The 9,584-nt window shown below is 69.7% G+C and carries 11 protein-coding genes; 4 read left to right on the top strand and 7 right to left on the bottom strand.

The genetic code is table 11. From position 1 onward, the window contains the following. Window positions 1-66: 66 nt before the first annotated feature. From PLE19_19605 to rpmB, 6 genes are all read right to left on the bottom strand, one after another. Window positions 67-735: a lytic transglycosylase domain-containing protein gene (locus tag PLE19_19605; protein HPD17156.1), complete on the bottom strand. Its 669-nt coding sequence runs from the start codon at window positions 733-735 to the stop codon at window positions 67-69. Next, complete coding sequence (trpA, locus tag PLE19_19600) at window positions 732-1,544, bottom strand: tryptophan synthase subunit alpha (GenBank protein ID HPD17155.1); 813 nt, start codon at window positions 1,542-1,544, stop codon at window positions 732-734. The genes PLE19_19605 and trpA overlap by 4 nt, the downstream gene beginning before the upstream one ends. A gap of 69 nt (window positions 1,545-1,613) precedes the next feature. Next, window positions 1,614-2,801: a tryptophan synthase subunit beta gene (gene trpB / locus PLE19_19595; GenBank protein ID HPD17154.1), complete on the bottom strand. Its 1,188-nt coding sequence runs from the start codon at window positions 2,799-2,801 to the stop codon at window positions 1,614-1,616. Between the two features lie 165 nt (window positions 2,802-2,966). After that, window positions 2,967-3,305: a methionine--tRNA ligase subunit beta gene (locus PLE19_19590; protein ID HPD17153.1), complete on the bottom strand. Its 339-nt coding sequence runs from the start codon at window positions 3,303-3,305 to the stop codon at window positions 2,967-2,969. Window positions 3,306-3,339: 34 nt separating this feature from the next. Further along, window positions 3,340-4,422 carry an AAA family ATPase gene (locus PLE19_19585; protein ID HPD17152.1) on the bottom strand — a complete coding sequence of 361 codons (1,083 nt, stop codon included), beginning with the start codon at window positions 4,420-4,422 and terminating at the stop codon, window positions 3,340-3,342. A 47-nt stretch (window positions 4,423-4,469) separates the two neighbouring features. Then, window positions 4,470-4,700, bottom strand: coding sequence for a 50S ribosomal protein L28 (gene rpmB / locus PLE19_19580; GenBank protein HPD17151.1), 231 nt, complete (start codon window positions 4,698-4,700; stop codon window positions 4,470-4,472). A gap of 669 nt (window positions 4,701-5,369) precedes the next feature. On the opposite strand from rpmB, the gene purE reads away from it, so the two are divergent. Further along, a complete protein-coding gene (gene purE / locus PLE19_19575; GenBank protein ID HPD17150.1) occupies window positions 5,370-5,900 on the top strand; it encodes a 5-(carboxyamino)imidazole ribonucleotide mutase in 531 nt (176 codons plus the stop codon). A gap of 116 nt (window positions 5,901-6,016) precedes the next feature. Here purE and PLE19_19570 read toward each other — a convergent pair whose 3' ends face one another. After that, complete coding sequence (locus tag PLE19_19570) at window positions 6,017-6,943, bottom strand: metallophosphoesterase (protein ID HPD17149.1); 927 nt, start codon at window positions 6,941-6,943, stop codon at window positions 6,017-6,019. Between the two features lie 504 nt (window positions 6,944-7,447). On the opposite strand from PLE19_19570, the gene dtd reads away from it, so the two are divergent. The 3 genes from dtd to PLE19_19555 are packed head-to-tail and all read left to right on the top strand — an operon-like array spanning window position 7,448 to window position 9,582. Next, window positions 7,448-7,906 carry a D-aminoacyl-tRNA deacylase gene (dtd, locus tag PLE19_19565; protein ID HPD17148.1) on the top strand — a complete coding sequence of 153 codons (459 nt, stop codon included), beginning with the start codon at window positions 7,448-7,450 and terminating at the stop codon, window positions 7,904-7,906. A gap of 15 nt (window positions 7,907-7,921) precedes the next feature. Beyond that, complete coding sequence (locus PLE19_19560; protein HPD17147.1) at window positions 7,922-8,461, top strand: CDP-alcohol phosphatidyltransferase family protein; 540 nt, start codon at window positions 7,922-7,924, stop codon at window positions 8,459-8,461. Window positions 8,462-8,487: 26 nt separating this feature from the next. Continuing rightward, window positions 8,488-9,582, top strand: coding sequence for a radical SAM protein (locus PLE19_19555; protein HPD17146.1), 1,095 nt, complete (start codon window positions 8,488-8,490; stop codon window positions 9,580-9,582). Window positions 9,583-9,584: the final 2 nt, after the last annotated feature.

Here is a 9,584-nt window from a genome sequence, read left to right as displayed (position 1 = left end):
CCTCGCTCCTTGCGTGCGGCCCGAATCGGCGGCGTCGCAGCCTCACGCGGATTCTTGGACAGGCTCCTAGCGGCTTTCTTCGCGCCAGTAGCGCAGCACGGTGGGCACGTAGGCGCGCGTTTCCGCGGGCGCGCACTGGCGGATGAGTTCCTCCGATGAAAGCTCTGGGTTCCTCAACCGCAGGCGCTCGATGGCGCCGGGGCCGGCGTTGTACGCGGCGATGTAGAGCCACGGGTCGTCGCGGAACCGCTTGCGCAGCCAGGCCAGGTACAGCGTGCCCAGCCGCACGTTGAGGTCGGGGCGGAACAGGTCGTCGGGCCCCGAGTAGCGGATGCCGTGTTTCCGGGCCACCTCTTCGGCCGTGGCGGGCATGAGCTGCATCAGGCCGCGCGCCCCGCTGCGCGAGACGGCGGAGGGCCTGCCCGCGCTCTCGGCGCGGATCACCCCGGCCACCAGGCCGGGCGGCAGCCCGGTGGCGTAGGCGTAGCGTACGGCGAGCACGCGCCAGTGGTGCTCGCGCGCCGACAGCTCGACCAGCGACACGATCACGGCCACGAGCAGCACCAACCCGGCGCCGGCCAGGATAAGGAAGCGGTTGCGCTGCGCGCGCCGCGAGCGGCCCGTGAGCCATCGGAGGTCCGGCCGCCACGCGATGAGCTTGCCCCGCGCCGGGCGGCGCGAACGCCGCCGGCGCGTGCGCCGGGCGGTCGGAAGGTGCGACGGAGGGGGGATCATTCTCGGGACCGATGGGCCGCCTGGGCGAGGGGCTGCACGAAGTCGCCCGCGGCGCGCACCAGGGCGTCGAGCGGCTCGGCGAGATGGGCCTCGAGGACGCGGGCCACGGCGCTGCCCACGATGCATCCGTCGGCCACCTCGGCCATCGCCCTCACGTGCGCGGGCGTGGAGACCCCGAACCCGACGACGAGCGGCAGATCGGTCGCCTGCCGCAGGTCGCGAAGCTGGCCGGCCAGCTCGGGCGGGAGCTGCGTGCGGGCGCCGGTGACCCCCGTGACCGAGATGCAGTAGAGGAAGCCCGTGCTCGAACGCTTCACGAGCGCCACCCGCTCGGGCGTGCTGGTGGGCGCGACGAAGAAGACGGTCTTCACGTCGTGCTGTCGGCCTGCGGCGATCAGCTCGGTGGCCTCCTCGGGCGGCAGGTCGGGCACGATCAGGCCGTCAATGCCGGCCGCGGCCGCCTCGGCCACCAGGCGGGCCGGGCCGCGGTAGTGGATCGGGTTGTAGTACGACATCAGAGCGATCGGTATCTGGCTCTTCCGCCGCAGCGACCGCACCAGGGCGAGCACGTGGCCGAGCGTGATGCCCGCCGCCACGCCCCGGGCGTGCGCGGGCTGGAGGTCCGGGCCGTCGGCCACCGGGTCCGAGAACGGCATGCCCAGCTCGATGGCATCCACGCCCCGCCGCTCCATCTCCAGGATCAGCGCCTCGGTGGCCTCCAGCGACGGGTTGCCGGCGCAGAGGTAGACGTTGAGGGCAAAGCCACCTGCTTGCTTCTTCCTGGCGTAGAGGGCGTCAATGCGGTTCATGAAGAAGGGACCCAAGGGACAAAGAGGACCGAAGGGACACGGCTACTGCCGACTGCCTCCTGCCGACTGCTAACTGGCTTCCAGAATCGCGGCTACGGTCTGCACATCCTTGTCGCCGCGGCCGGAGAGGTTGACCACCAGGAGCGTGTCAGGGGCCAGCGTGGGGGCCAGCTTGATCGCCTCGGCCACGGCGTGGGCGCTCTCGAGGGCCGGGATGATTCCCTCGAGGCGGCTGAGCGTCTGGAACGCGGCCAGCGCCTCCGCATCGGTCGCCCACGTGTACCGGGCGCGGCCCGTGTCGTGCAGGTGCCCGTGCTCGGGGCCCACGCCGGGATAGTCGAGCCCGGCCGATACGCTGTGGGTCTCGCGTATCTGCCCCTCGTTCACCTGGAGCACGTAGCTGCGCGAGCCGTGCAGCACGCCCACGGTGCGCTCGGCGAAGCGCGCCGCGTGGCGGCCCGAGGCGATGCCCTCGCCGCCCGCCTCGACGCCCACGAGCGCCACCGAGGGTTCGCCGACGAACTCGTGCCACAGCCCGATCGAGTTGCTGCCCCCGCCCACGCAGGCGACCAGCACGTCGGGCAGCCGCCCCTCCTTCTCGAGCATCTGCTGGCGCGTCTCGCGCCCGATCACGCCCTGGAGGTCGCGCACGATCATCGGGAAGGGGTGGACGCCCGAGACCGAGCCGAAGCAGTAGTGGGTCGAGCGCACGTTCGTCACCCAGTCGCGCATGGCCTCGTTGATGGCGTCCTTGAGCGTCTGCGAGCCGCTCGCGACCTCGCGGACCTCGGCGCCCATCTGGCGCATGCGGAAGACGTTGAGGGCCTGGCGGCGCATGTCCACGGCGCCCATGTAGACCACGCATTCGAGGCCGAAGAGCGCCGCGGCCGTGGCGCTGGCCACGCCGTGCTGGCCGGCGCCGGTTTCGGCGATGAGGCGGCCCTTGCCCATTCGGCGGGCGAGGAGCGCCTGGCCGATCGTGTTGTTGATCTTGTGCGCGCCCGTGTGCAGCAGGTCCTCGCGCTTCAGGTACACCCTGGCCCCGCCCAGGTGGCGCGTGAGACGTTCGGCGAAGTAGAGCGGCGTGGGCCGGCCCGCGTAGTCGGCCAGGTAGTAGGCCAGTTCCTTCTGGAAGGCCGCGTCGGCTTTCGCCGCCACGTAGGCCGCCTCGACCTCCTGAAGGGCCGGCATGAGCGTCTCGGGCACGAACATGCCCCCGTAAGGGCCGAAGTGGCCGAGCGAATCGGGCAGAGCCATGGCACAACGTCTCCGGGTCACGTGTACGCGGCGATCTTACCAGAGGCCCCGAAGCGAGTCAAAGGCGATGCCTCACGCGTGCCCCTCGCATGTCGCGGCGAAGGGCGGCGGCAAGGACTCCGTGTGGACGCGGGGCGATGGGGAAGCAAGGACCGGCTGTGCCCGCTAGAGGACCTTGGACCCGGGGGGCATCTCGTCGTCCGTGGTAAGGATGATGACCCGGGCGCCGTCCGGCGTCTGCGCGGCGAGGAGCATGCCGCGGCTCTCGACGCCGCGGAGAACGGCCGGCGCGAGGTTGGCGACGACGACGATTCGCTTGCCGAGGAGTGTGGCCTTGTCGGGGTAATAGGGCCTCAGGCCGGCGACGAGCTGGCGGTCGCAACCCTCGCCCAGGTCCACCTTCAGAACGTAGAGCTTGTTGGCATTGGGGTGCTCTTCGATGGCGGTGATGCGCCCCACGCGGAGGTCCATCTGCTTGAACTGCTCATAGGTGAGCTCGGGCATCGGTGACCCCTCGACGGCGGAAGGTGCGAAGACGTCAGGCTTTCGCGGCAGCCGCCTCCTTGGCGGCGGCCTTGGGCTTCTTGGCGTAGTCGGGCTCGGACGGCTCGGGGACGACCTTGAGCAGCTCGTTGATGATGTCCACCGAGGTCACGCCTTCGGCATCGGCGTTGAAGTTGGTGAAGATGCGGTGGCGCATGACGGGCACCGCGAGGGCGCGGATGTCGCTGCACGAGACGTTGTAACGGCCGTTGATGATCGCGCGGGCCTTGGCCCCGAGGATGAGATACTGGCAGGCCCGGGGCCCGGCGCCCCACGACAGCCAGTCCTTCACGAACTGCGGGGCGGTGGGGTCCTTCGGCCGCGAGGCGCGCACGAGGTTCACCGCGTAGTCCACCACGTGGTCGGAGACGGGCACGCGGCGGACGATCTTCTGGATGGCCAGGATGTCGCTGCCGCGCAGGACCGGTTGAACCTCCACGTCGGTGTCGTACGTGGTGGTCTTCACGATGTCGCGTTCCTCGTCGCGCGTGGGATAGTCAATGATCACGTTCAGCATGAACCGGTCGAGCTGGGCCTCCGGCAGCGGATACGTGCCTTCCTGCTCGATGGGGTTCTGCGTGGCGAGCACGAAGAAGGGCGGCTCGAGATCGTAAGTGACGCCGCTGCACGTGACCTGGTGCTCTTGCATGGACTGGAGGAGCGCGGCCTGGGTCTTGGGCGGCGTGCGGTTGATCTCATCGGCGAGGATGATATTGGCGAAGACCGGCCCGCGGACGAAGCGGAAGGCCCGCTTGCCCGTGGTGTGGTCCTCCTCGATGATCTCGGTGCCCGTGATGTCCGACGGCATCAGGTCGGGCGTGAACTGGATGCGGTTGAACTTGAGCTTGAGCACACGCGCCAGGGTGCTGATCATCAGCGTCTTCGCCAGGCCCGGCACGCCGATCATCAGGCAGTGGCCGCGCGCGAAGAGGCAGCACAGCAGGTGCTCGATCGCCTCGCTCTGCCCCACGATGACCTTGTGGATCTCGCGCAGCAGGATATCCCGCGCCTTGCCCAACTTCTCGACGGCCTCGATGTCCTCGGCCCTGCGTTCGCCGATGGCAGGCTGCTGATCCACGGGCACTCCTCCGGTGTCTAGAAGGGGGGCGGCGGGAGCGCGGCGGCTCACGGAGCCTTGCGGATGCGTCCCGAGCGGATGCACGCCGTGCAGACCCGGGCGCGCCGCACGCGGCCCTGGTCGGTGATGCGCACGCTCTGGAGGTTCGGCCGGAACACCCGCTTCGTGATGCCGGTCGTCTTCAGGCCGATGCCGCCCTTGCTCTTGGCCAGGCCGCGCCGCGCGATCTGGCGCCCGAACGACACGCTCTTCCCGCAGAATTCGCACACTCTGGACATGATTTCTCTCTCTCCTCAGGGTCGTAAGGCAAGGCCATAGTATACCAATCGCCCGCGCGCGATTCAAATCTTTGTGCCGCCTCATCCAGAGTCCACCGATCCTCGCGTGGCCGCCGTCGGGGAGCATGAGACGGGTCCTGCGGCGCCAGCGAGGGCCGCCCCACAACCCTCTATGCCGCAATGCCTTACGCTCTCGCGCCCCCCACACACATACCTGCTCACCCCGCAGATGAGCAGATATGGCCGGAGCCGCGAGAATCGCCAATCCTCGCCCATCTGTCCATACTTGCTCAATTCCCCACCCTCTCGGTTTGAGCAAGTATGGGCAGGGTGCACCCACCGGGCACTCGGCAGAACCCTCCCAAAGACAGATGGCGTGGAGATAAGGCAACGTCGCCTGAAGGCGGGACTCCAAACGAGTCCGTCACCTGCTGGGAGTCCCGCCTTCAGACGGTCTTCTCCTCCGGTGGGCGAGTGACCAGTTGCCCTATCTCCACGTCACTCCTCCCAAGGACCCGCCAGGTCCGCAAGCAGCGGGAGTGCTCGCGCCCTGCACAAGGCCGGTCAGGCCAGAACCGTCAAACCCTGATGAGCCTTGTGCCTTGCGCCGCCGGGGCTAATCTGCTATAGTGCGCCCCGCCGCCCCCGCCATCCCGGAAGGAGAATGCCATGGCCGCCCGCAAAGTCGCCGTCGTGATGGGCAGCGAGGCCGACCTCGCCACGATGACCGCCGCCCTCGAGCAACTCGCCCGGTTCGGCATCCCCTACGACATTCACGTCCTCTCCGCCCACCGGTCGCCCGACGCTGTGGCCGAGCTGGCCGCCGGCGCCGAAGCCCAGGGCATCGAGCTCTTCATCGCCGCCGCGGGCAAGGCCGCCCACCTGGCCGGCGTCATCGCCTCCAAGACCACCCTGCCCGTCATCGGCTGCCCGATGGAGACGGGGCTCGCCGGCGGACTCGACTCCCTCCTCTCCATGGTCCAGATGCCCCAGGGCGTCCCGGTCGCCACGATGGGCACGGGCAAGAGCGGCGCTGTCAATGCCGCCATTCTCGCCGCCCAGATTCTCGCCCGCAGCGACCCCGATCTTCGCCAGAAGCTCGCCCACCACAAGGCCGACATGGCGGCCCGGGTTGTGCAGGCGTCGCGCGACATCCGCCAGCGCCTCGGCCACACCGACCCGTCGCCCGCAGCCCAGTAGCTTGGGCGTCCGCCCTCACGATGCCAGGCGAGGGTGCCCGCGCGCCCGATGTTTGCTGAGCCAACCCTCTCACGCGGCGCCCCGCGGGGCACCCCGAACCCGCTCCGAGGAGCGCGTCACGGTGCACCGGGTGCGCGCAGGCCGGGCGGGATGTCAATCTTCTGATAGATGGGAGCCTGCGTGTAAGCGCCGTCCGACTGCTCGTAGGTGGACAGGAGGAGGGCGTCGGGGTGGACGTGAATGACCTTGAAGGCGTGAGGCGGCCTCCCGAACATGGGCAGGCCGAGATGGGCCTTCGCCTGGCGAAGCTCGTAGTCCACGTGCATGTGGCCGGCTAGCACGCCGAGCACCTGCGGCTGCGCCTCGACGAGTTGCAGCACGGCGGCATTGTTGGCGAAGGTGGGCAGCACCACAGGGTTGTGAACGAGCAGCAGGGTCGGCTCGCGGCCGTGAGCGGCGAACTCCCGGGCGAGCCACTCGACGCGCTCGCAGGCGCCCCAGCCCGAGTCCCACAGGTTGTAGGCGATCTGGAGAGCGACCAGGCGAACGCCCCCGACGGAGAGGCTGTAGCTGGCGGGGCCGAACACGCTCTCGAAGTCCCTCCCGTCGTGGTTGCCCCACACGGCCGAGCAGGGAGCCTTGGACTCGGCGTCGAGGAGTTCCTTGATGCGCCGGAGCTGCTCGACGCGGCCCGAGGCGATCAGGTCGCCGAGGATCACCAAACGGTCGGGCCTCACCGTGTCGTTGAGGTAGCGCACCGCCTTGAGCAGGCTCGGGCGGGTGTGCTGGGTCCAGTCGCGGCGGCCCGTGTCGTCGTAGTGCACGTCGGCGAGCACGGCGATTCGGGCCAAGGGGGCGTCCGGGCGTCTAGCCCAGTCGGGGGGCTTCTCGACCCGCTCGGGTGAGAAGCGCTGAAGCACGCGTTCGGCGTCCCCGCGAAGGGCGTGGTAGAGCGCCTTGGGGTCCAGCGCGGCAGCGCTCGCCACGGCGTGGCAGGCGAGCAGGATGGCAGCGAGTCGCGCTATCGAGCGGCGGGGCAACACGGGGCGGGCCTCACAGTCCTCGCTTCGTATCCTGTGCGCGGGCGCTCGGCCGAGCCGCAAGCGGCTCGAGCCCCAGTCCTGCGCCGCTGGCGGACCGCGAGGGCGATCCTACCGGGAGGCGGTGCGTGGGTCAAGACGCGTCTCATGGGGCACGCGCCGCCCACAATGCCCGCCAGAGTCGGCGGGCCATCGCCACACGGTCGGCCGCTCTCCTCTGCTGGCGCACGCCCCCCGGAGGGTGTGGACCATCTCTGTAGGCAGCTTCTGCTGCGGATTCTCGTAGCGACAAGCGTCCCGCTTGTCGAACGGATGAAGAGAGCCGCAAGCGGGACGCTCGCGGCTACCTCTGCCGCGGGCCTTCCCGTGTTCCGGGGATTCTCGCATCGGAAACCACCTACGACTCCGGCCCGCCCCCGGATCCCCGCTTGACACGTGGCGACGCCGCCATGCATGATGGAAAGCGGTAGCGTCATCTGCTCGTGCCCCATGGGGGATGCAGAACCCGTGATCGCGGTCGTGCAACGGGTGAGCCGCGCGTCCGTGACGGTCGAGGGGCGCGTCACGGGCCGGATCGGCCGCGGGCTGCTGATTCTGCTCGGCGTGGCCAGGGGCGATGCGGACCGCGACGCCGACTTCCTGGCCGCCAAGGCCGCCGGCCTGCGCATCTTCGCCGACGATCAGGGGAAGATGAATCTCGCGGCAAGCGACGTGGGCGGCGACATGCTCGTGGTCTCGCAGTTCACCCTGTGCGGCGACTGCCGCAAGGGCCGCCGCCCGAGTTTCGAGCGGGCCGCCGACCCCGCCGAGGCGACTCGGCTCTACGACTACTTCTGCGGACGCCTCCGCCAGCACGGCTACCGCGTCGAGACCGGCGTCTTCGGCGCGATGATGGACGTGGAACTCGTCAACGACGGGCCGGTCACGCTGGTGCTGGAGTCGGAGAAGCGGGCCGAAGCCGTCTGAACACAGGGAACTGCGATGCTGCCCCTCCACAATGCCCTGTCGCTCTCCCGTTACCTGCTCACCCCCGTCGTCGCAGCGCTGGCCTGGAACGAAGGCACGCGCCCGGCCGCCATCGCGCTGGCCATCCTCGCGGGCGTGAGCGATTTCGTGGACGGCCCGCTCGCCCGCCGCGCCGGCGACGCCAAGCCCCTGGGCGCTCTGCTCGACATGACGGGCGACAAGGTGTTCCTGTGCACCCTGCTCATCGTGCTCGGGGCGATGGGGCGCTCGCCCGTGTGGGCGGCCTGGCTCATCACCTCGCGCGAGTTGATCGTGCTGTTCCTGCGCGTGGTCGCGGCCGAGCACGGCAAGCCGCTGCCCATCGCGATGTTCGGCAAGCTCAAGACCTTCATGCTCTATCTCCTCGTGCCCATCGCCCTCTCCGACCTGGCCTGGGAGGCCACCTGGTTCCTGGCCTGGGCGGCCACCATCTCGGCTTGCGGCTCGCTCGTCGAGTACCTGGTGAAGATGCGCGGCGACCTCGCTTCCGAGTTCCTCAGACCTGCTCGCCAGTAGCACGGACTGGATGTCCCGGAGGGCCGATGCTCGACATCAAGCTGAAGCTCAAGCCTGGCCATCGAGACCCCGGCGACTGGATGGCGCCCTCGCCGCTGCGCGCGCTGTTCTGGAACGTGACCTATCGGTGCAACTTCCACTGCCCCGTGTGCTTCTCGAACGCCGGGGCGGCCGAAGCCAACGAGATGACGACGGCCCAGGCGCGCGAGTTCATCCGCCGTGTCCACGCCCTGGGGGTCAAGAGCCTTATCCTCTCGGGCGGCGAGCCGTTCGTGCGTCCCGATCTGCTCGACCTGCTGCGCCACATGGCCGACCTGGGCATCACGGCGCGCATCGCCTCGAACGGCAGCCTGCTGACCGATGACCTGCTGCGCCGCCTGCGCGAGGAGACCATGACGGTCTCCTTCATGATCAACCTCGATTCGCTCGACCCCGCCACGTATGGCGCGATTCACGGCACGCCGCCCGAGGCCGTCTCGTCGGCGGTGACGGCGCTGCGCCGGGTGCGCGCGCACGGCTTCCACACCACCCTCGCCGTGCGCCTCCTGCCGGCCACGCTGCGCGGCATCCCCGATATCCTCGACCTCGCCGCGGCCGAGGACTGGCGCACGCTCGGCCTCATGCTGCCGCTGCCCGTGGGGCGAACGGCAGGCACGTTTGCCCCCGAGACCGATGTCATCGCGATGCTCGAGCCCGTCTTCGAGCACTTCCTGTCGCTGCCCGACCACTGGCTGGTGGAGACGCGTGTGCCCTGGGCCGAGCATCATCCCCTCGTGCAACGGTTCAGCGGCCGCATCGAGTTCTCGCACCTCGGCTGCCGGGCGTGCCGGGCCTCGATGGCCGTACAGCCCTCAGGCCGCGTGAGCCCCTGCCTGTGCCTGGACACGCCCGCGACCACGCTGGGGAATGTGCTGCGGGACGACCTCGGCGCGATCTTCCACGACGCGCCGATCGCCCAGATGATGCGTCGGCCCTGGGAGCACGGGGTGTGCGCGGACTGCAAGCACGTGACCCGCTGCGGCGCGGGATGCCGCGCGATGGCCCTGGCGCTCACGGGGCGGTTGCATGCTCCAGACCCGTCCTGCCCCCTGGTTCGCGCCGCGGCCGCGGTGAGGGCCTGAGC

The sequence above is a fragment of the Planctomycetota bacterium genome (assembly GCA_035384565.1).
Taxonomy (GTDB): Bacteria; Planctomycetota; PUPC01; order DSUN01; family DSUN01; genus DAOOIT01.
Note: the sequence above shows the minus strand (reverse complement) of the source record. Positions and strands in the feature narration are given on the sequence as shown.

Excerpts from the sequence above, each read along its gene's own strand:
- PLE19_19605 (HPD17156.1), bottom strand. The coding sequence starts at position 735 with ATGATCCCCCCTCCGTCGCACCTTCCGACCGCCCGGCGCACGCGCCGG.
- PLE19_19555 (HPD17146.1), top strand. The coding sequence starts at position 8,488 with ATGCTCGACATCAAGCTGAAGCTCAAGCCTGGCCATCGAGACCCCGGC.
- trpA (HPD17155.1), bottom strand. The coding sequence starts at position 1,544 with ATGAACCGCATTGACGCCCTCTACGCCAGGAAGAAGCAAGCAGGTGGC.
- PLE19_19590 (HPD17153.1), bottom strand. The coding sequence starts at position 3,305 with ATGCCCGAGCTCACCTATGAGCAGTTCAAGCAGATGGACCTCCGCGTG.
- PLE19_19560 (HPD17147.1), top strand. The coding sequence starts at position 7,922 with ATGCTGCCCCTCCACAATGCCCTGTCGCTCTCCCGTTACCTGCTCACC.
- purE (HPD17150.1), top strand. The coding sequence starts at position 5,370 with ATGGCCGCCCGCAAAGTCGCCGTCGTGATGGGCAGCGAGGCCGACCTC.
- trpB (HPD17154.1), bottom strand. The coding sequence starts at position 2,801 with ATGGCTCTGCCCGATTCGCTCGGCCACTTCGGCCCTTACGGGGGCATG.
- rpmB (HPD17151.1), bottom strand. The coding sequence starts at position 4,700 with ATGTCCAGAGTGTGCGAATTCTGCGGGAAGAGCGTGTCGTTCGGGCGC.